The sequence below is a fragment of the Peptoniphilus sp. GNH genome, assembly GCA_021307325.1.
GTDB lineage: Bacteria > Bacillota > Clostridia > Tissierellales > Peptoniphilaceae > KA00134.
This window is the reverse complement of sequence record CP089931.1, coordinates 1,055,806-1,076,935: the sequence shown is the minus strand read 5'-3', so window position 1 is coordinate 1,076,935 and position 21,130 is coordinate 1,055,806. Positions and strand designations below refer to the sequence as shown.

At 35.5% G+C, this 21,130-nt stretch carries 21 protein-coding genes; 20 read left to right on the top strand and 1 reads right to left on the bottom strand.

What is annotated here, in order from left to right; all coding sequences use genetic code 11:
• The first annotated feature begins 1 nt into the window (after window position 1).
• The 19 genes from LV469_05245 to LV469_05155 all read left to right on the top strand — a co-directional run bounded on the left by LV469_05245 (window position 2) and on the right by LV469_05155 (window position 19,261).
• On the top strand, window positions 2-430 hold the full coding sequence (locus LV469_05245; protein UHR02054.1) for a hypothetical protein: 429 nt from the start codon (window positions 2-4) through the stop codon (window positions 428-430).
• A 147-nt stretch (window positions 431-577) separates the two neighbouring features.
• Window positions 578-904 (top strand): hypothetical protein, encoded by a 327-nt coding sequence (locus tag LV469_05240; protein ID UHR02053.1) that lies wholly within the window; start codon window positions 578-580, stop codon window positions 902-904.
• Window positions 905-966: 62 nt separating this feature from the next.
• Window positions 967-4,032 (top strand): phage tail tape measure protein, encoded by a 3,066-nt coding sequence (locus LV469_05235; GenBank protein UHR02052.1) that lies wholly within the window; start codon window positions 967-969, stop codon window positions 4,030-4,032.
• Window positions 4,033-4,133: 101 nt separating this feature from the next.
• Complete coding sequence (locus LV469_05230; GenBank protein UHR02051.1) at window positions 4,134-4,496, top strand: hypothetical protein; 363 nt, start codon at window positions 4,134-4,136, stop codon at window positions 4,494-4,496.
• Window positions 4,496-6,367, top strand: a complete 1,872-nt coding sequence (locus tag LV469_05225) for a hypothetical protein (GenBank protein UHR02050.1) — start codon at window positions 4,496-4,498, stop codon at window positions 6,365-6,367. The genes LV469_05230 and LV469_05225 overlap by 1 nt, the downstream gene beginning before the upstream one ends.
• A complete protein-coding gene (locus tag LV469_05220; protein UHR02049.1) occupies window positions 6,354-7,745 on the top strand; it encodes a hypothetical protein in 1,392 nt (463 codons plus the stop codon). The genes LV469_05225 and LV469_05220 overlap by 14 nt, the downstream gene beginning before the upstream one ends.
• Before the next feature lies 1 nt (window position 7,746).
• A complete protein-coding gene (locus LV469_05215; GenBank protein UHR02048.1) occupies window positions 7,747-8,148 on the top strand; it encodes a phage holin family protein in 402 nt (133 codons plus the stop codon).
• Entirely contained in the window at window positions 8,149-8,979 is an 831-nt protein-coding gene (locus tag LV469_05210) for an N-acetylmuramoyl-L-alanine amidase (GenBank protein UHR02047.1), read from the top strand. It abuts the gene before it with no gap.
• Between the two features lie 149 nt (window positions 8,980-9,128).
• Complete coding sequence (locus LV469_05205; GenBank protein UHR02046.1) at window positions 9,129-9,317, top strand: hypothetical protein; 189 nt, start codon at window positions 9,129-9,131, stop codon at window positions 9,315-9,317.
• A gap of 44 nt (window positions 9,318-9,361) precedes the next feature.
• Window positions 9,362-9,655, top strand: coding sequence for a hypothetical protein (locus LV469_05200; protein ID UHR02045.1), 294 nt, complete (start codon window positions 9,362-9,364; stop codon window positions 9,653-9,655).
• A complete protein-coding gene (locus LV469_05195; protein UHR02044.1) occupies window positions 9,648-10,787 on the top strand; it encodes a DUF2800 domain-containing protein in 1,140 nt (379 codons plus the stop codon). The genes LV469_05200 and LV469_05195 overlap by 8 nt, the downstream gene beginning before the upstream one ends.
• Window position 10,788: 1 nt before the next feature.
• Entirely contained in the window at window positions 10,789-11,337 is a 549-nt protein-coding gene (locus LV469_05190; GenBank protein UHR02043.1) for a DUF2815 family protein, read from the top strand.
• A 178-nt stretch (window positions 11,338-11,515) separates the two neighbouring features.
• A complete protein-coding gene (locus LV469_05185; GenBank protein ID UHR02042.1) occupies window positions 11,516-13,504 on the top strand; it encodes a DNA polymerase in 1,989 nt (662 codons plus the stop codon).
• Window positions 13,505-13,558: 54 nt separating this feature from the next.
• Window positions 13,559-13,969 carry a helix-turn-helix domain-containing protein gene (locus tag LV469_05180; protein ID UHR02041.1) on the top strand — a complete coding sequence of 137 codons (411 nt, stop codon included), beginning with the start codon at window positions 13,559-13,561 and terminating at the stop codon, window positions 13,967-13,969.
• The gene (locus tag LV469_05175) at window positions 13,956-14,168 is read left to right on the top strand and encodes a hypothetical protein (protein ID UHR02040.1); all 213 of its coding nucleotides are present in this window, start codon (window positions 13,956-13,958) and stop codon (window positions 14,166-14,168) included. The genes LV469_05180 and LV469_05175 overlap by 14 nt, the downstream gene beginning before the upstream one ends.
• A gap of 61 nt (window positions 14,169-14,229) precedes the next feature.
• Window positions 14,230-15,795: a recombinase family protein gene (locus LV469_05170; GenBank protein UHR02039.1), complete on the top strand. Its 1,566-nt coding sequence runs from the start codon at window positions 14,230-14,232 to the stop codon at window positions 15,793-15,795.
• Complete coding sequence (locus LV469_05165; GenBank protein UHR02038.1) at window positions 15,792-16,202, top strand: recombinase family protein; 411 nt, start codon at window positions 15,792-15,794, stop codon at window positions 16,200-16,202. Before LV469_05170 ends, LV469_05165 begins: the two co-directional genes overlap by 4 nt.
• A 17-nt stretch (window positions 16,203-16,219) precedes the next feature.
• The gene (locus LV469_05160) at window positions 16,220-17,788 is read left to right on the top strand and encodes a recombinase family protein (GenBank protein ID UHR02037.1); all 1,569 of its coding nucleotides are present in this window, start codon (window positions 16,220-16,222) and stop codon (window positions 17,786-17,788) included.
• Between the two features lie 264 nt (window positions 17,789-18,052).
• Window positions 18,053-19,261, top strand: a complete 1,209-nt coding sequence (locus LV469_05155; GenBank protein UHR02036.1) for an AraC family transcriptional regulator — start codon at window positions 18,053-18,055, stop codon at window positions 19,259-19,261.
• 45 nt (window positions 19,262-19,306) lie between these two features.
• Here LV469_05155 and LV469_05150 read toward each other — a convergent pair whose 3' ends face one another.
• Window positions 19,307-20,290 carry an AraC family transcriptional regulator gene (locus tag LV469_05150; GenBank protein ID UHR02035.1) on the bottom strand — a complete coding sequence of 328 codons (984 nt, stop codon included), beginning with the start codon at window positions 20,288-20,290 and terminating at the stop codon, window positions 19,307-19,309.
• Between the two features lie 185 nt (window positions 20,291-20,475).
• Between LV469_05150 and LV469_05145 the strand changes: the two genes are divergently transcribed.
• Window positions 20,476-21,075 (top strand): MptD family putative ECF transporter S component, encoded by a 600-nt coding sequence (locus tag LV469_05145; GenBank protein ID UHR02034.1) that lies wholly within the window; start codon window positions 20,476-20,478, stop codon window positions 21,073-21,075.
• The last annotated feature ends 55 nt before the right edge of the window (window positions 21,076-21,130 follow it).

Here is a 21,130-nt window from a genome sequence, read left to right as displayed (position 1 = left end):
TATGGCACTAACAAAGAAAATTCAAATTGATGGACAAGATGTTGCTTTCCGTGCATCAGCAGCTATCCCAAGAATCTATAGGCTTAAATTTGGAAGGGATATCTTTAAAGACTTAATGGAACTAGAAAAGTCCATGAAGAAAAATGATGAAGATAAATCTAATCTTGACATAGGTTCATTAGAACTATTTGAAAATATAGCCTATGTAATGGCCAAGCATGGAGACAAAACTGTGCCAGATAGTCCAGAAGAATGGTTGGATAATTTCTCAACCTTTTCAATTTACCAAATTCTGCCACAGCTAATTGAATTATGGGGGCTTAATATAAAATCGGAAGAAGTTCCTAAAAAAAGTAAGACCAACAGAAAGACCAATGACTACACCCTTATTCCTATTAAGGGCAGTGGAGCTTGGTCTTTCTGTTTCTGATTTATCCCTATTAACAATTGGACTTGTAAATGATATGTTCACAGAAAAGAATAACGATGAATATAAATACAAGGAAGTAGCCACACAAGAAGACTTTGATAAATTTTAATCTACTTATGGTATAATTACTGTAACAGAGGTGATACTGTGGGTAAAAAGAAAAACAAAGGTCGAAGTCCAAAAATCAATATCAACGAAATTCCAAAAAGTGACAGAGAAGAGGCTGTTAGAAAATATAATAAGTCTCCCGACACGGTAAGAATATATTACAATCAAAAAGATTCAACATTACTGGCTATAGATTCTTCAATTGAAAAAAAAGAAGTAAACTTTGATGAGGGAAATATCTTTTTTATTATTGGCGGAAGAAAAAACAAAAAAGACAAAATAAATCAAGCAGATATTATTAAGGCAATTAATGATGAATTAGAATTTTGGTTTTACACTGACGATGATATTTACAGTGAATATTAATTTTTAGCATCTATCAAAAGGGTAGGTGCTTTTTTGATGCTCAAAATTAAGGAGGTGAGATATTGGCAAATAGAATAAAAGGGATAACTGTTGAGATTGGTGGGGATACTACCAAACTTCAAACTGCATTAAAACAAGTTAATACGGAGATTAAACATACTCAGTCTGAACTTCGTGATGTCAATAAACTTCTAAAACTTGACCCTGGAAATACAGAACTTATCTCCCAAAAGCATAAGCTATTAGGACAGACCTTAGAAGAAACAAAGAATAAATTAACCTCTTTGAAAGAGGCACAAAAACAAGCTGAACAGGCTCTTGCAGAAGGAAAGATTTCCCAAGAGCAATATGATGCCCTTAAACGTGAGATTATTGAAACAGAACAAGCCCTTAAATCTCTAGAAAGACAAGGGGCAACCACTAATCAAACTCTGCAAAACATAGCTATTACTGGAGAAAAATGGCAAAACACAGGGCAAAATATAGAAAATGTAGGAAGAAAAATGATGCCAGTATCTCTTGCAGTAGCAGGTCTTGGGGTAGCGGCAGTAAAGACTGCATCAGATTTTGACTCTGGCATGTCAAAGGTAAAAGCAGTATCTGGTGCAACAGGGTCTGACTTTGATGCTCTGAGGGAAAAGGCTCGTGAAATGGGAGCCAAAACAAAGTTCTCAGCATCTGAAGCGGCAGAGGCTATGAACTACATGGCCATGGCTGGTTGGAAAAGTAAAGATATGATTAGTGGTATTGAAGGAGTCATGAACCTTGCTGCAGCTAGTGGTGAGGACTTAGCTACTACTTCAGATATCGTAACAGATGCCCTTACAGCCTTTGGTTTAAAAGCAGAAGACTCTTCTCACTTTGCTGATGTTCTTGCTGCTGCATCATCTAATGCCAATACCAATGTTTCATTAATGGGTGAAACCTTCAAATATGCTGCGCCTATTGCTGGGACACTTGGCTATTCAGTTGAAGATACAGCAGTAGCTATAGGTTTAATGGCTAACGCAGGAATAAAAGGCTCACAAGCAGGGACAGCTTTAAGGTCTGGACTAACAAGACTCGCATCACCAACTAAAGAAGTTATTAATGGAATGTCCATGTTGGGATTATCTATTGAAGATGTACAGGGGCTTTCACTTGATGAGACTCTAAGCACCTTTAGAGTTGCCTTTGCTAACTTAGACGGAACTCAAAAAGCACAAGCAGCATCCATGATATTTGGTAAAAATGCCATGTCTGGAATGTTGGCAATTATAAATGCCAGTGAAAAAGACTATAACAGTTTGAGTGATGCCATTTATAACGCAGATGGAACAGCAGAAAAAATGGCTGCTACTATGCAGGATAACTTAGCTGGTCAATTAAAGATTTTACAATCTGCCTTAGAAGAATTAGCTATATCCTTTGGAGAACTTTTAATGCCTGCTGTTAGAAAAGCAGTAGATATATTAACAAAACTGGTAAATGGACTTAATGCCCTTCCAGGACCAGTAAAAGGTATTATTGCAGGTATCGGTCTTTTTATAGCTGCTCTTGGTCCAGTTCTTATGATTGTAGGAAAGCTTGTCTGGTCAATAGGAACTATTATGACCAAAGGACCTCTAATAATAGGAGGAATTACTAAGATAGTTGGAATATTTACAGGCACACTTATACCAGCAATCACTGCAGTAGTATCAGCCATTGGTATTGTTCCTATTGCTATTGGTGCAGTAATAGCGGGTCTAGTTCTTTTATGGAAGAAGTGCGACTGGTTTAGAGAAGGACTTATCTCTATTTGGGATACTATCAAAGAATCAACAGTTGCTATTTGGAATGGAATAAAAGAATTCTTCGCCAATCTATGGCAAGGAATATCTGATTCATGGACAAGCACTTGGACTGAAATTACTACTTTCTTATCAGAATTCTGGTCTGGATTTATTGAAGGTGTTAAGACTACTTGGAAAGGCATCAAGGACTTCTTTGCCAACCTATGGAATGGACTTTCTGAAGGATGGAATACTATCTGGACATCTATAACAACTTTTCTAACTGAATCTTGGAATACCTTTATTGAGGGAGCCAAGAGTTTATGGCAAAGTTTAGGAGAATTCTTTACAAGCCTTTGGACAGGAATTAAAACTATTTTTACCAATATATGGACAGCTATTTCAACTACAACTACAGAAGTATTTACAGCAGTTAGTGAGTTTATCAGGACTACTTGGGAAAGTATTAAGACTTTAATTTCAACAGTTCTAGATGCAATCAAAGTAAAAGTAGAGACTATTTGGAATGGACTAAAAGAGTTTTTAACAACAGTTATTACTGCTATTGGAGAATTTATTTCTACATCCTGGACAAACATAAAAACTACAATTGAGACTATCTTGACTTCTATTAAGGCAGTTCTTGAATCAGTCTGGAACGGGATAAAGACCTTTATGTCATCAACAATGAATAACATTAAGTCCTTTGTTTCATCTGCTTGGAACTCCATAAAGTCGACTATTTCATCTGCAGTGAATACTGCAAAGTCAGCAGTATCATCTGCATTTAATTCCATGAGATCAAGTATTTCATCAACCATGTCAAATATTCAGTCCACTATTAGAAATGGATTTAATAATGAAGTTAATCACATTAAAAATTTGGCATCCCAAGCTTATACATGGGGAGCCGATATGATTAACGGAATTGCTAGAGGGATTAGAAGTGCAATTAGCAATGTTACATCGGCTGTATCGAATGTAGCATCAACTATTAGGTCTTACCTGCACTTCTCTGTTCCAGATGTTGGTCCACTTACTGACTACGAATCATGGATGCCTGATTTTATGGAAGGTCTATCTAAGGGGATAGAAAAGAGCAGAAGATTAGTTCAATCTTCGATGGAAAATGTAGCAAGTGATATGGTTTTAAGTCCCAATATATCATCTCTAGGTATTGGGAGACACGATAAAGAACCTATTGTAAATGGAATTGATATAGGAAGACAAATATCCGATGCACTTGCAAACATCAATTTAAAATCGGAAAATTCTGGAGATATAGTCATACCAGTTTATCTTGGAGGGACTCTCCTTGATGAAGTTATTGTTAATGCATCTATGCGTAAGAATTTAAGAAGTGGAGGTAGATAATGACCTAACCCAAAATCTGTGATTTTGTTGGTAGGTCAGATGCAGTCTCACCCCATGAACAAGGAGCAAAGCGACGCAGTGAATGGAGGTGTAGTCGTATAATGAAATATCAATCATATTTAATTATTGAAGGAGTAGACCTACCTCTACCAAATTCTTATGATTTGGAGTTTAGAGATATTGAGGCAGATACTGGAGGAGAAACAGAGGCAGGCACTATTCAAAAGGATATTGTTAGAAATAAAGTAGCAAGTATTTCTGTAAGTTTTTCTTGTAGTCCTAAACTTGTAAAGACATTGAGTAGTTTTGCTAATAATTCTAATCTTAAAGTTAAATACTTAGATACAGAAACACTAGAACTAAAAGAGTCACAAATGTATATAGACAAGTTTCAAGTCAAACTAATAAAAGATACTTCTTATAAAGGATTGTGGGAAGTATCTTTTTCATTGGAGGAGTACTGATGCATCCAACAAGCAATGAATATAAAACAGCAATCAAAAAGAATTCTCGTAAATTTTATTGGACGGGAAATATCATCTTAAAAGATGAAACCATTATTCCCTTTACCAATAAAGATATTCTTAAAGGATCTGGATACATTCATCGTTCATGTTCTGGATCTTCTGAACTTGAAATAGGTACAGTTTATGCTGGAGAGTTTGGAATTAGCCTTTTTTCAAATATAGATAGGTATTCTTTAGAGGATTCAAAGCTAGAACTTTTTTACCATCAAGAATTAGAAAGCAAAAAGATAGAAACTATACCAATGGGAATCTTTGATGTTACTGAGGCAAATAGGTCTAAGAAGATTTTAGAACTAAAAGGCTATGACTATATGCTTAGATTTGATAAGAACTTCCCTGTAACCGATACCTTTGGCACAGCCTTTGAATTACTAAGTCTTTCATGTGAGAAGTGCAAGGTAGAACTGGGTATGACAGAAGATGAGGTAAAAGCTTTTGTAAATGGAGAGGAAGTTCTGGCAATTTATCAAGACCATGATATAGAAACTTATAGGGATTTTATTCACTATATAGCATCTACCCTTGGTGCTTTTGCGGGGATTAGTCGTGATGGGAAATTAATTTTAAAGAAGTATGCAGAAAGCATATCAACTGAAATTAAAACGAGAGAAAGATTTTCTTCATCAATATCAGATTTTAAGACAAGATATACAGCCATCAACTCAACAAACGCAAAGACTAAAATAGCTGAATACTATGCTTTAGAAAATGATGATGGGTTAACTATGAATCTTGGAATAAATCCTTTAATGCAATTAGGACTTCCAGAAAAAAGAAAAAGAATGTATGAGGCTCTTCTTACTGAAATTTGCAAAATTCATCACACACCTTTTGATATGGTAACAATAGGAGACCCAAGTCTTGATGTAGGAGACAGAATAGCTATTTCTTACGAAGAAGAAAAGATTGAAGGACTTATTACTGACATAGAGTACAAGATAAATGGTAAGCACAGGATTTTAGGAGTTGGAAAGAATCCATATCTATCAAAGGCCAAAAGCAAGAATGATAAAAATATAGTAGGACTTTTAAATCAGATTGAATCGGAAAAGTTGGTAGTTCATGCCTATTCAAATTATTCTGCCTTTAATCTTTCTACTACAGACACGTCGATAATTCGTATAGAATTTGCCTCTAATAGAGAAACGGAGGCAATTTTTAATGCCTCTATCTTGTTAAATATAATTTGTGACACTGAAGAAAAAACAAGAAAGATATCAAGGAAGGTTAAGAAACAAGTAGAGATTTTAAATAATGATAGGAAATCCTATGATCCTCCAAGGTTTGAAGAAAAAGAAGAAGTAGAGGAATTAGACTTTATTGAAAACATAGAAATACCAACAAGGATAGTTATTACTTATGTTTTTAATGATACGAAAATAGAACATCACATTCCAAAAGAAACCTACTTAAGTGGTGACCACATTCTAAATCTTTTTTATCCATTAACCAAACTTCAGGAAAAGACGATGAACAACTTTTCAGTGCTTATTAGACTTGAATCAGGACAAGCTATGATAAGTAAAGATAATGCTATCGCAGCTATATCTGGTCAGTCTCTTGGTTCTACAGAGGCTTGGGATGGAAAGATTAAGATTGATGAATCCTGGAAGAGAATAGAACTTAGTCATTCATTTCTACTTAGGAAGTTGAAGGATGAATACAAAGTAGAAAAACAAGTCCCAAGACCACTAGTATTTAATGAAAAGGTAGGAAGATTTAAATATCGAGGATTGATGCTAGGAAAACATACAGAAGAAATTACTACAGAATTTAAAGATAAGGAGGAAGGAAATGCTCAAGGGTAAATCAGTCATCGAACTAACTGATGTGAGGACAAATAAGAAGGAGATTTATGAAGATGAAAACCTAATAACCAATGCAGTCCCAGATTTATTAAGACTGAATCCATCAGGACTTATGTATCCCTTAGATAATGGAACAGTTAAGTTTAAAGATGAAATATTTCCCATAGCTAATAAATGTTATGGTGGGATTCTGCTATTTGAAAATCCTTTAGAAGAGGATCAGAATAAGATAATTGCACCCTCAGACAATCCAATTATTGGTTATGCATCAAATGACGTTAATGAAACTGACAATGCCAAAGGAGGATCTGCGAACTTGACGGAATCCAAACCAATAGATAGAGGATATAAATTTGTATGGGACTTTTCAACTTCACAAGGAAATGGAAGGATTTCATCCTTAGCTTTAACTCATTATAGAGGAGGCAAAAGCTTTTATGGGAACTCTTATGACAGAGAATCAGGAATTCTTATGTTAAATAAGGTTAGTACAAAAACAGACAAGGCTGTTCTATCTTATTATGCAGGTCTTGTTGAAGTAAACTTAAAAGACCAAAGTTTTTATTCTATTTGGCCTATGCCCGATAGACAAATTCAAATAGCTAAAATTAGGGAGTCATTTTTTAATTTAGGACTTAATGATACGATTCTAGATATGCCTACACAAGATATTGAAGTAAATTACATTAAACCTGAAAAATTTTTCCCTAGTAGATATAGCATTAACTGTTCTTTCCATGATGGGGAAGATGGATATTGGTATGGATTTTCAACGGTAGGGGAAACGAACAGCAGGGGAAATGCTGAAATATATACGATAAAGATTAAGAAGGAAGATTTTTCATTTACAGAAGATAAGTGGGTGTTAGAAAATGTACAACTGCAAATAATAGGTAGATATCCAAGTTCTGAAAATGAAAGCCATTATAGGACGATAGGGAGTGTGGTTAGAGGTAAATATTTGTATTGTTTAAATTACAAAAAAAATGGTGTTTATAAAATAAATATTAATAATCCAGTGGACATTACATTGATTAATTTGGAAAGCGAAGTTGATATATTAAGAGGAGAATATACAAATCAGTATTTTTACAAATATGGGGATTATATAGGAACCAGACAATTTTTAATTGATAAAAATGATAATGTTATTTATACAGCTACTGTTGATATGAAGTTTTTAACTTCACCTTTAATTAATATTGGTCCATTTATGATTGGTTTTGATACAGATTCTGGTTATGGGAGTTATACTCTTTATAAACTTCTATTCCTTCACACGCAATATCTTGGAACAATTAATAACCTATCAAGTCCAATATTAAAAACGGCAGATAAGACAATGAAAATAACTTATACATTAACTGAGGAGGAATAAAATGAACAAATTCTTTGAAATACTAAAAGTATGTTTTACAGCTATCGGAGGATGGTTGGGATTTTATCTTGGAAGTGTAGATGCTTTTATATACACACTACTTGCTTTTGTGATTGCTGACTATCTAACAGGAGTTTTAAGAGCAGGGGTTGAAAGAAAGCTATCCTCATCCATAGGATTTAAAGGGATAGCTAAAAAGATTATGATTTTTATAGTTGTAGGAATAGCAAACCTATGTGATGTAAATTTAATTAAAGGTGATGGAACAATGATAAGAACAGCCATCATCTTTTTTTATATAGCAAATGAAGGTCTTTCTATTTTAGAAAATTCTGTAGCTTTAGGTTTGCCAGTACCAGAAAAATTAAAAAGAGTATTGGAACAATTCAAGGAGGAAAAATAAATGAGTAATAGCCCATTAGTACAAGCAACAATTCTCTCACCTAACCATAGCGGTAGAAGAAATCAAAAGATTACTAAAATAGCTATCCACCACGCAGCTGGAGTTATAAATGGTAGAAATCTTGCTGGAGTATTTGTGCCAAGGTCAAGACGTGCATCAGCTAACTACAATTTAGGATCCGATGGAGTAATTGTTTTAGGGGTTGATGAATCTAACAGAGCGTGGACGACCTCATCTTCCTGGTGTGACAATAGAGCAGTAACAATAGAAGTAGGAAACTCTACGAGAGGACCTCAGTGGTTAGTTTCTGATTATGTTTTAAATAGACTAATTGATTTGGTGACAGACATCTGCAGAAGAAATGGAATCTATCCTTGCACCTACACTGGAGGTAAGGATGGTGTTCTTCAAAAACACGAATGGTATAAAAGCACTAACTGTCCTGGTCCATATCTTGGCAGCAAGTTTTCATATATAGCAAATGAAGTAAATAAGAGACTTGCAGGTGGAAGTAATGGCTCATTAAATACAGGCACATCATCTCTATATAGAGTAAGAAAGTCATGGGTTGATGCAAAGAGTCAAAAGGGTGCATTTAGAAATTTAGATAATGCTAAAAAGTGTGTCAATGCAAATCCAGGATATGCTGTCTATGATGTAAATGGTAGATCTGTTTATCAGGTAGCAAGTGCTCCATCAAAGAGTGTTGATACCTTAGCAAGAGAGGTAATTGCAGGAAATTGGGGAAATGGACAGGATCGAAAAAATAGACTTGAAAGAGCTGGATATGACTATAACGCAGTACAAAGACGAGTAAATGAAGTCTTATAACTAATGACAAACAATGCCTACTTTAGAGAAATCTAGGGTAGGCATTATTTTTTTTGAAATTTTTTATAAATACCGTCAGATTTCACCTTCTCCCAAGGCTACCTAATAGAAGGGCAAAAGAAAAGTCCTTCAGAAACGGAGGTAGAAAAATGAAACATAAACTTCTAATCAGTGTTTCAAAAGAACCAAAAGCAGATGGCTATGCAAATTGCAAGACCATTAAGCTAAGGGAAAGATTTATCAGATTCTTTCTTGGAAAGAAATCAGACATTATGGTTTTTATTCCAAGCAATAGAATTGATGAAATTTCCATTCAAAATCAAGGAGGTGAGAGATAGTGAGTACCAAACAAAAATATGACTTAATGATGGATGCGTCAAAATTGCTTAAGTCATTGGCTGATGTAGTAGAGTCAATTGCAATTGCCAATAAGGATACTACTTATATTGAGGCAGATGCAAAAGTTATTGAGGAAAAGCAAGCAAAGGCTTTAGTGGAAGATAAGAAATTGAACCTTGAAGATGTAAGGGCAGTGCTTGCAAAACTAAGTCAACATGGGAAAACTGCAGAGGTTAAAGAGCTGATTGTTAAGTTCGGTGGAACGAAGTTATCAGATGTTCCAAAGGAAAACTACAGTCAGCTATTAAAAGAAGCGGAGGAAATCAAAATTGACTAAACATTCAATTTTATCTCCATCAAGCTCACATAGGTGGCTTAACTGTACACCAAGTGCTGTGCTTGAACTAGAGTTTGAAAATACCAGTTCAGCAGCAGCCGAGGAAGGAACGGCAGCACATGACTTTTGCGAACATAAGCTAAAAAAAGCATTAAAGATGCGAAGTAAAAGACCTGTATCTGATTATGACTCAGACGAAATGCAAGAATGTACTGATGCCTATGTGGATTTTGTTTTGGAGCAATATGAATTAGCCAAACAGAAATGTAAGGATCCGGCTATTTTGATTGAACAGAAAGTGGATTTTTCAGAGTTTGTCCCAGATGGTTTTGGAACTGCCGACTGCTTGATAGTTTCAGATGATACGCTTTCCATAATTGACTTTAAGTATGGACAGGGAGTTCTTGTTGATGCCTATGATAATTCACAGATGAAATGTTATGCACTTGGAGCACTTTCAATTTATGAGAGCCTATATGACATAAAGGAAGTCAGTATGTCAATCTTTCAGCCTAGAAGAGAAAATGTGTCTACTTGGATAATTTCTGCAAGCGAACTAAAGAAGTGGGCAGAGGAAGTTCTAAAGCCTAAAGCAGAGCTTGCTATTAAAGGTGAGGGAGAATATTGCTCAGGTGATTGGTGCAAATTCTGTAAGGCTGCAGTTAGGTGTAGAGCAAGGGCTGAAGAAAAACTGAAACTTGCAAAAGATGAGTTTAAACTACCACCACTTTTAACGGATGCTGAAGTAGAAGAAATCCTAATTGTTATTCCGGATTTGACATCATGGGCAAATAGCGTCTTAGCTTATGCAACAGATATGGCAGTTAATCACGGTAAAGAGTGGGATGGCTTTAAGGTTGTAGAGGGTAGGTCGGTAAGAAAGTATAAGGATGAAAATGCAGTAATAGAAAAGGCGAAAGAAAATGGCTATTCCGATATTTTCAAGACCAGCCTAATCACACTTACTGAAATGCAAAAACTGATGGGAAAGAAGAAATTTGAGGATATTCTAGGCGACCTCATTATCAAACCACCTGGAAAACTGACACTTGTACCAAACTCAGATAAGCGTCAGAAAGTAAATGTATCAAATGTAAAAAACGAATTTAATGAAATAATGGAGGAAAATTAAAATGGCAAATATTAGTAGAACAAAGGTAATCACAGGAAAAGACACAAGACTTTCATATTTTAATGGTTGGGAGCCAAAATCAATCAATGGAGGACCTGAGAAGTATAGTGTATCTCTTCTTATTCCAAAGGATGATAAAGAAACAATTACGGCAATTGAAAAGGCAATTGATGCTGCAATCGAAGAAGGAATAGGTAAATTTGGAGGAAAGAAACCAAACAAGGCAGCCATTAAACTTCCACTTCGTGATGGGGATATTGAGCGTGATGATGAGGCATATAAAGGTCATTATTTCATCAACGCAAATAGCGTGACAGCACCTCAAATTGTAGATAAAGCTGTAAAACCTATCCTTGATAGAAGTGAAGTATATTCAGGTTGTTATGCTCGTGTATCCATTAGCTTTTATGCCTTTAACTCAAATGGAAATAAAGGAATCGCCTGCGGACTTGGAAATATTCAAAAGATTAGAGATGGTGAGCCACTTGGTGGAAGAAGTAATGCTTCTGATGATTTTACAAGTCTTGAAGATGATGACTTCTTGGCATAGGAGGTCATTATGACATTAATTGATTGGTTTATCACTATTTTTATCGGCACATGGCTCTTCGATTTTGTAGCAAAAACACTGGTAAGTCTTTATCTAGACATCAGAGAAAAGATAAACGGAAAGTAACATGGTGGGTGGCACTAATCTGCCACCCTTATTTTTATTGGAGGTGAAGAAGATGGAAACTATCAGTATTGACATTGAAACATATAGCAGCATAGACCTTAAAAAGTGTGGTGTATATAAATATGCCGAATCCGATGATTTTGAAATACTCTTATTTGCTTACAGCATTGATGGCAGTGAAGTTAAAGTCATAGATTTAGCAAAAGGAGAGGAAATCCCTGCTGAAATATTGGATGCACTCACTGATGAGAAAATAAGTAAATGGGCATTTAATGCACAATTTGAGAGAGTTTGTTTATCAAGGTATTTAAGGGATAAAGGTATCAGTCTAGATCCTTTTTATGATAATCATGAACTTAGTACATCAATGGCGATGTTTTTAAATCCGACTTCTTGGAAATGCACCATGATTTGGTCTGCAACACTAGGACTTCCATTGTCTCTTGAAGGAGTAGGTGCTGTACTTGGACTTGATAAGCAGAAACTAAGTGAAGGTAAGAGCCTAATAAAGTATTTCTGTGTGCCTTGCACTCCGACAAAAACTAACGGAGGAAGAACAAGGAATCTGTACTTTCATGATGAAGAAAAGTGGGAACAATTCAAATCATATAACAAGCGTGATGTGGAAGTAGAAATGGGAATTCAAGGAAAACTATCAAAGTTTCCTGTTTCAGAAGATATATGGGATGAGTTTTATTTAGACCAGGAAATAAATGATAGGGGCATTGCTATTGATCCTGTACTTGTTGAATCAGCAATCAAATTAGATAGCGATGTAAAGGCTAGTCTTATGCAAAAGCTAACAGAAATTACTGGACTTGAAAATCCTAACTCAGTTCTTCAGATGAGAAACTGGTTATCGGAGCATGGACTTGAAATGGAGTCTCTAGGCAAAAAGGAAGTAGCAAAAGAAATAAAGACTGCATCAAAAGAACTTGCTGAGGTTCTTACTTTAAGACAGCAGTTATCCAAGTCTTCTGTTAAGAAGTATACAGCCATGAAAAATGCTGCCTGTACAGATAATAGGGAAAGAGGAATGTTTCGATATTATGGTGCGAATAGAACCGGAAGATTTGCAGGAAGACTTGTTCAATTGCAAAACCTACCACAAAACCATCTACTAGACTTAGCTGAGGCAAGAGCACTTGTAAGAGAGAAAAATGTAGATTCACTTGAAATGCTATATGAAGATATCCCAGATACTTTATCTCAACTGATTAGAACTGCCTTTGTGCCACAGAACAATAACAAATTTATTGTAGCTGACTTTTCAGCTATTGAAGCGAGAGTCCTTGCATGGCTTGCAGTGGAAAAATGGAGAATGAAAGTCTTTGAAGAAGGTAAAGATATCTACTGTTCATCGGCAAGTCAGATGTTTGGAGTTCCTGTTGAAAAGCATGGTGTAAATAGTCATCTTAGGCAGAAAGGTAAAATTGCAGAACTCGCACTTGGCTATGGTGGTTCGGTAGGTGCCTTAAAAGCTATGGGAGCACTTGATATGGGACTTACTGAAGAAGAACTTCAGCCACTGGTTGATGCTTGGAGAAACTCAAATCCTATGATTACTAGCCTTTGGTGGGATGTTGATAGAGCGGTCAAAACTTGTATAAAGCAAAGAATAGATACTAAGACTCATGGCATTACATTCTCATGGGAAAGTGGATTTTTATTTATAGAACTTCCTTCAGGAAGAAAACTTGCCTATGTAAAACCTAGAATTGGCGAGAATAAATTCGGTGGCGAGTCAGTTACTTATGAAGGTGTCGGTAATGCTAAAAAGTGGGAAAGACTGGAAAGTTATGGTCCTAAATTTGTAGAAAACATTATTCAAGGGACTGCGAGAGATATTTTGCTTTTTGCTATGAAGACATTAAGAAACTGCCAGATTGTAGCACATGTCCATGATGAAATAATTATAGAGACTGATAAAAGAATGAGCCTTACTGCAGTATGTGAGCAAATGGGAAGAACACCACCTTGGGCGAAGGGATTACTTCTTCGTGCAGATGGTTACGAATGCGAATTTTATAAAAAAGATTAATAGAAACGTCAGATTTTGACCTTTCCCAAGGCTACCTAATAGGAGGTAGCCTTTATGAATTTAGAAGAAAAAGAAAAGATAAAGATATCAAGAGAAAAGGGATCTGGATATACAGAAATAGCTAAGCATATGAACATTTCCGTCAACACTATTAAGAGTTTCTGTAGGCGTAATGGGCTAGGTGGTATGAAAAGTAAAGATGAAAATATTTCTGTCTGTGGGTATTGTGGTAAGCCTATAAAACAGATAGTAGGAAGAAAAAAGAAAAGATTTTGTTCAGATAAATGCAGAAATAACTGGTGGAATAAAAATAGAGAGTTAGTAAGTAAGAAAGCCAACTATGAGTGTATCTGTGCTAACTGTGGTAAAACCTTTATTTCTTATGGCAATAAAAACCGTAAGTATTGCAGTCATGAATGCTATATTTCTGCTCGTTTTGGAGGTGAGTGCCATGAAGATAACTAGCAATAATCAAATTAGATCTGATACACCATCAAGGGAATTTACAGAAGAAAGTATGCAAAAAGACTTTGAATATGAAGTGGCACAAATGCTGACAAAGAGGCTAGTAGATAATGGATTAATTTCAGAAGATGAAGCGGTGCAGATTAGCGAGCTTAATAAGCTCAATTTTGAGCCGTTTTATAAGGAAATACTAGATTAATAACTTGATAAATAGTGTCTTTAGAGTGATATATAGTACTGACCAAAAAGGAGGTGAGACGATGGCAAAGATAACAAAAATAGAGAAAAGACAGCAAAATAACAGAGTTAAGAAAATGCGAGTAGCAGCCTATGCTAGAGTTTCAACAGAAAGTGCAGAACAACTCCTTAGTCTTGAAGTGCAAAAAGAACACTATGAAAATTACATAAAGGCAAATCCTTACTGGGAATACGCAGGGCTATATTTTGATGAAGGTATCAGTGGAACAAAAATAGAAAAAAGGGAGAGCCTGCTGAAATTACTTGATGATTGTGAAAAAGGAAAAATTGATAGGGTTATTACAAAATCTATCAGTAGATTTGCAAGAAATACAGTGGACTGCCTTGAAATGGTAAGAAAACTTACAGGGCTTGGAGTAGCCATCTATTTTGAAAAGGAAAATATAGATACTGAGCATATGAGCTCAGAACTTATGCTTTCAATTCTAAGTTCTATTGCAGAAAGCGAATCAAGATCTATTTCGGAAAATAGCAAATGGTCGTTAAAAAGAAGGTTTGAAAATGGGACTTATGTTATTTCCTCTCCACCCTACGGCTATGAAAATGTTGATGGAAAGATGGTTGTTGTTCCTAGTGAAGCTGAGATTGTGAAGGAAATTTTTAGAATGGCAATATCAGGATTGGGATCATATCTAATAGCGAATGAACTAAACAAAAGAGGCATAGCTACAAAGAAAAACAGCAAATGGCACTCTTCAACAGTTCAAGCTATTTTAAAGAATGAAAAATATACAGGAGATGTTATCTTTCAAAAAACCTATACAGACGAAAATTTTAACAGACATCAAAATCGTGGAGAAAAGGTCAGATATATGATGAAAAATCACCACGAACCTATTATTAGCCATGAGGATTTTGAACTGGTAAAAACAGTAGTAGGTCAGAGAAGAAAAGAAAAAAATATAGATGGTTCAGATAACAAATATCAAAAAAGATACGCTCTTTCCGGAAAGATATATTGCGGAGAATGTGGTTCAAAAGTAAAAAGGTGTATGAGATATGCACAAAGTGGAGACTATGCTGTATGGACCTGCGTTAGGCATATTGAAGATAAGAAAAGCTGCAACATGAAGTATATAAGAGAAGAACATATCAAAGCAGCATATGTTCAAATGATGAATAAGCTTATAGCAGGCAAAAATACTATGCTGAAGCCTTTTGTAGACACTTTGCGAGGTGGCAATAACAAGGATCGGCTAAGGCATATTTTAGAACTTGATGAAAAAATAGAAAAGCTGAATGAACAAGCTCAGGTACTAACAAAGCTATTAAGTAGTGGTTATATAGAGCTAGATGTATTTTACGCAGAAAACAATAATATTTCCTTGGAGCTTGATGAACTTGAAAAGGAAAAAGCAAGTCTTTCATCAATTGTTAGTGGAGATCTAACTCATCTAAATGAAGCCCAAAAACTACTAAGATTTATAAACAAAAGTGATTGTATCAAAGATTTTATTGATGATACTTTTTCGGAATTTGTTGAGAAGATCACGATAGAAGATAGATTTAAATTCACCTTTCATCTGAAGTGCGGCTTAAATTTAACAGAGGAGGTGATAGTAAAGTGACACACATACCATATGGATACCGAGTAGAGAATGCAAAAGGTATTATCTATATACCAGAGGCTGAGAAGGTGATTGCTCTATATAAAAAATATCTTGAATGTAACTCAATGAGGGCATCAGCAAAAGCTGTAGGAATAGATAAAACACATAGTTCCATTGGAAAGATATTAAGAAATACGGTATATCTTGGAACAGAATTTTATCCAGAATTGATAGATGAAGATCTATTTAATAAGGTTCAAGAAGCTAGAAAAAATAATACGATTCAAAGGAACAGAATCAAAGAAATTAGTCCTTCAGAAGCGTTTGTGCCTGTTACGGAATTTAAGTGCTGCAGAGCAGAGCTGAAATTTGATGATCCATATAAGCAGGCAGAATATGTATATAGTTTGATTAGGGAGGGATAGAGTTGAATGAGAATGTAATGCTTATTCCCGCTAGGAAAAGACCGGGGAATTCGATAAGTAATCAAAAAGAAAAACCTAAGTTAAAGGTAGTAGCTTATTGTAGAGTTAGTACTGATAGCGAGGAGCAAGCTGGAAGTTATGAAATGCAGATGAAGCACTATACGGACTATATTTCTAGAAATAGTGATTGGGAATTTGCTGGAATTTATGCGGATGATGGTATATCGGGCACAAATACCAAAAAGCGTGAAGGCTTTAATGAGATGATTAATGACTGCATGACAGGTAAAGTGGATATGGTTATAACTAAATCCATCAGTAGATTTGCAAGAAATACCATAGACTGCCTGAAGTATGTAAGGCAGCTAAAAGACAGCAACATACCTATCATATTTGAGAAAGAAAATATAAATACTATGGAAGCAAGCGGTGAACTTCTTCTTACCATTATGGCATCACTTGCTCAGCAAGAATCAGCTTCATTATCTCAGAATGTTAAGATGGGTCTACAGTTTAGGTATCAAGAGGGAAAAGTACAGATTAACACAAACTGGTTTTTAGGCTATACCAAAGATGCAGATGGCAATCTGATTATCGATGAGGAAGAGGCTAAGGTTGTAAAAAGAATCTATCGTGAGTATCTAGCTGGATCAAGTCTAAGAGAAATTGCGACAGGACTCCAGAGGGATAAAATAAAAAATGGAGCAGGACATCTTAAATGGCATGTTTCTAACATAAAAGGAATTCTGGAGAATGAAAAGTACATTGGTGACGCACTACTGCAAAAGACAATTACAACAGATTTTATCAATAAAGTTCGTATAAAAAATGATGGAACAGAGCCACAATATTATGTGAAAGATAACCATGAAGCCATTATTCCAAGAGATATATTCATACAGGTGCAGGAAGAAATGCTAAGGCGCGCTAATATGTTTAGTGGAGAAGGGAAAAAGAAAAAGCGAGTCTATTCAAGTAAATATGCGCTTTCTAGTCTTTGTATTTGCTCAAAGTGCGGTGATATTTACAGGCGAGTCGCTTGGAATAATCGTGGAGAGCGTTTGGTGGTATGGAGATGCTGTACAAGGGTTGAGCATGGGCCAAAAAGCTGTGATGCAGCTACTATACCAGAGGAAGAACTACAAAAAGCAGTTGTAAAAGCCATGAATGATGTTTTGAAAACTTCTGATGATACTGAAAAAATTCTAATAAAGAATATTGAAAAAGTAGTTGCTGGAAGTAACGATGAAGAAATAGAAGCCATCAATAGAGTAATTGCGGTAAAACAAAAGGAACTCCTTGCACAGGTAAGAGCTAAGAAAGACTATACGGACATTGCTAATGAAGTTGATACCCTAAAGGGTGAAAAACATAAGATGCTTGTTCAAAAGGCTCTTGATGAAGATGCCAAAAGACGCATCAAGGATATGGAGAAATTTCTCAAAATTCAAAGCAGAGAGATAACAGAATATGATGAAGAACTTGTGAGGAAATACATCAAACAGATAAAAATATTTGATGATAAATTTAAAATTACCTTCAAATCAGGGATAGAAATAAATATTGATAGAATAAGGATTGATTAAATCCGTTGAATGTATTTCGAGTTCTTAGGGTCTCCCTAACAAGTTAAAAATTGATAAAAAAAAGAAGCAGATCCCAAGGGGCTGCTTCGTCAATTTTTCGTAAGTGTCCGTACACTTACTGTGCTTGCTACAAAAGAACGATTAAGATAGCAAGCATTAAGCATATTTTCAGAACAGTATATCAAATTTAACAAGAGATGGGAAGAGGGAGGCTCATATTTATGGTATAATAGCAAAAAATTATCAAGAAGCGAGACAAAAGGTATGGAGTTAAATAGAAAGAGTATTATCGAAAACGCCTACAATGGGTATATTTTTTCGGAGAAGAAAAATGTTGATAATGCGAAAGTTTATCGTTTTAGAAACGAAACGGGTACAGGAGAAATGCGTTGTTATGATTTGCTTGAAGGAATTCAATTATCTTATAACAACTTAAATATGGAAACAACACATCAAAAAATAACACCTAAAGAAGGAATCTTACAAATTGATCATTGCCTTGAAGGGTGCTATGAATTTAAGCTGGAAAATAATGAACGCGCATTTATTAGGAAAGGAGATTTAAGTGTTTTAGAACTTGGGAAAGTACCGTTTGAAAACTCTTGTATTCCCATGAAAAAATATGTTGGGCTTTCTCTTTTTATTGATATGAGTATAGCACAAAAGTCCATTTCAAAATATTTTCCATATGGAAATATAGATTTGTTTGAAATGCGGGATAAGGTGTGCAAAAATGGGGCGGCGTTAATTATCCGCTCTCGTCATGAAATCAATCATATTATTGGTGAATTATATAGGGTTGATGAGAGGATACAGCTTCCATATTCAATAATTAAAACAATAGAACTATTACTATTTCTGAGTTTAGTTGAAAGTAAAGACACACATAAACTTCCATCCTTTTCTGAGCCTGTGTACGAAGCAACTCAAGAATGCTACAAAGCTCTTATGGAAAATTCTTTTGACAGATATTCTATTTCTGAACTGGCAAAAAAATATGCAATTTCTGAATCAAGTCTTAAAAGATGTTTTGCTTATATAACCGAAAATTCAATAGGCAGTTTCATTAAAAAAACTTGTCTTGAAGCGGCAGCAGAGTTACTAATTCATAAGTCAAGTATGTCTATCGGAGAAATAGCGGATTTAGCAGTATACTTAAATCAAGGCAAGTTTTCTTCAGCTTTTAAAAAACATTTTGGAGAGCCACCACCGGAGATAGGCACTATAAGGGCCTATCTCCGGTGGTGGCTCTCTAAAGAGGGCATTATTGCCCCCCAGTTGAACTGGGGGATTTTATCATTCCTATTCGGTGCCATAAAATGGGCGCCAGAGAAAAATTCCCTGACGCTCGCTTCTTGCCCAACTAAACATGATTGCTATTATGTAGAAAAAAGCAAGGGGATTTTCGAATATGTCGAAATATTTTCCTTCTGCTCTGCTAAGCACAAGAGAAAGAAGATGATATTTCAATAGTTTATAGAGGAACTTCTCTAAACAGAATGATTTGTTATATCGTTTTTATTGATTTTTTTTTTGCTGTGCCCACTTCCGATATTCAGAAGGATATAGACCAGTACTTTTTTTGAAGTCTCTTGAAAAACGACCAGCATTACTATATCCAACAGCCAGAGCAATTTGCTCAATTGAAAAATCGGTGGAGCAAAGGAGATTTTCTCCCTGAGATAAACGCCGCTGTTGAATATATTCCGTAATGGTGCAGCAATAGACCTGCTTAAATGTAATTTTCAACTTTGTTGTTCCCATGCAGGCAATGCGCGCTAGTTTATCTAAAAGAATTTCTCTGTTGTAATGATCGTTGATATACGCAGCGACATTTTCAAGAGATTTTATATCCTGTGATGAAATACGGACTTTCCCTCTTTCTGGACTCCTTTTGTTATGTTCGAGAATCAAAGCTACAGCCTCGAAAACTTTACTTTGGAAGAATAGTTTTGCGGCCATTCCATCTCCATTATAATTCCAGATTTTGCGTAACAGAGAAACCATTTCAGGGAAATCATTTGTTTGATCAATCTCGCGAAATGCTTCATCTGGATTTATATATTCATCTGGAAATGCTTCTTTTAGATACTTTTCATAGTAAGCAGGCATAATCTCTATACCAATCGTCCGAATTGGTATGTTTTTATGAAAAATTGCCTTGTATGGGTGCTGGCCTCCAAAGAATGTTTTTATACATCCCGCGGTAAGGCGCCGGTAAGGCATGATTTCTTCACCAGATACAGATTCGTAATAGGTGATGCTTAGGCTCTCCGGCCAGTTTAGGCTTTCCTGATCGAAAAATTCATCCTCGTAAAAATAGAAATCATGTATTTTGATATTAAATAGGTTTTTTTCACCGTATATCCAATAAATTCCCTCTCCAAATGATTCAGGCAAACAATAAAAGTTTCCAATAGAGCTAAATTTTCCATTTGGTGGCATTTCCTGAAAACCACTTTTTATCAACATAGTATTGAATTGAGCAGCAATATCGGACATAATCATCCTCCTCAGACACATTAGACATACTTTCAGACACATCGGACGACAATGGGCTGAATGTGTTGCGAAAGAAAATCAGTTCATGTATAGTTTTTTACAGCGGTTAGCTGGAACTAATCAAAGCCTACCACATTGATTTTAGAAAGTCAAATGTGGAATATATCAAAATGGAGGAACAAAAAATGTCTAACACGAAATCCGGTCTTTCTGTCAAAGAACTTATCGTAACAGGTGTCTTTTCCGCAATTATCTTTATCTGTATCAGCCTTAGCGGTGGTGTGTTTGCGATGATGCCAGCACTCACTTTCTACTATCCTGTCGGTGCTGCTCTTCTTGCTGGTCCAGTGTATTTGCTTATGGTTGCGAAAGTACCAAAGAAAGGCCCCATTTTTATTGCAAGTGCGCTTATGGCAATCTTTTGCTTTGTAACAGGTATGCACATTGGAATGACAATCGGCTATTTAATTGGTGGAGTACTTGCAGAAATTGTCGCACACACTGCAAATTATAAAAGCAAAAAAATGAATATTCTTTCGTATGTATTCTTTTGCTTGGGTGGAACTGGCACATATATTGCATATTTTATTAACCCGCAAACATGGGTAAATACTATGCTGGAAAAAGGAACGACACAGGAATATCTTGATAGTATGCTTGCATCTACCAGTTGGATCGTACTTGTAACAATGTTGATCGGAACAATAGTGATTGCTTTGCTCAGCGGTTTTGTTGGAAGCAAGCTATTAAAGAAACAGTTTGAAAAAGCGGGTATCACAGCGTGAATATACAGTACACAAAAATTCATAGTGGATTGTGTACGTTTGATCCACGCACAAA

Bases quoted from the DNA above. Each gene is read 5' to 3' on its own strand.
- LV469_05230 (UHR02051.1), top strand. From the start codon at position 4,134: ATGAAATATCAATCATATTTAATTATTGAAGGAGTAGACCTACCTCTA.
- LV469_05205 (UHR02046.1), top strand. From the start codon at position 9,129: ATGAAACATAAACTTCTAATCAGTGTTTCAAAAGAACCAAAAGCAGAT.
- LV469_05150 (UHR02035.1), bottom strand. From the start codon at position 20,290: ATGTCCGATATTGCTGCTCAATTCAATACTATGTTGATAAAAAGTGGT.
- LV469_05145 (UHR02034.1), top strand. From the start codon at position 20,476: ATGTCTAACACGAAATCCGGTCTTTCTGTCAAAGAACTTATCGTAACA.
- LV469_05220 (UHR02049.1), top strand. From the start codon at position 6,354: ATGCTCAAGGGTAAATCAGTCATCGAACTAACTGATGTGAGGACAAAT.
- LV469_05160 (UHR02037.1), top strand. From the start codon at position 16,220: ATGCTTATTCCCGCTAGGAAAAGACCGGGGAATTCGATAAGTAATCAA.
- LV469_05210 (UHR02047.1), top strand. From the start codon at position 8,149: ATGAGTAATAGCCCATTAGTACAAGCAACAATTCTCTCACCTAACCAT.
- LV469_05190 (UHR02043.1), top strand. From the start codon at position 10,789: ATGGCAAATATTAGTAGAACAAAGGTAATCACAGGAAAAGACACAAGA.
- LV469_05155 (UHR02036.1), top strand. From the start codon at position 18,053: ATGGAGTTAAATAGAAAGAGTATTATCGAAAACGCCTACAATGGGTAT.
- LV469_05215 (UHR02048.1), top strand. From the start codon at position 7,747: ATGAACAAATTCTTTGAAATACTAAAAGTATGTTTTACAGCTATCGGA.
- LV469_05245 (UHR02054.1), top strand. From the start codon at position 2: ATGGCACTAACAAAGAAAATTCAAATTGATGGACAAGATGTTGCTTTC.
- LV469_05170 (UHR02039.1), top strand. From the start codon at position 14,230: ATGGCAAAGATAACAAAAATAGAGAAAAGACAGCAAAATAACAGAGTT.
- LV469_05185 (UHR02042.1), top strand. From the start codon at position 11,516: ATGGAAACTATCAGTATTGACATTGAAACATATAGCAGCATAGACCTT.
- LV469_05225 (UHR02050.1), top strand. From the start codon at position 4,496: ATGCATCCAACAAGCAATGAATATAAAACAGCAATCAAAAAGAATTCT.
- LV469_05180 (UHR02041.1), top strand. From the start codon at position 13,559: ATGAATTTAGAAGAAAAAGAAAAGATAAAGATATCAAGAGAAAAGGGA.
- LV469_05175 (UHR02040.1), top strand. From the start codon at position 13,956: ATGAAGATAACTAGCAATAATCAAATTAGATCTGATACACCATCAAGG.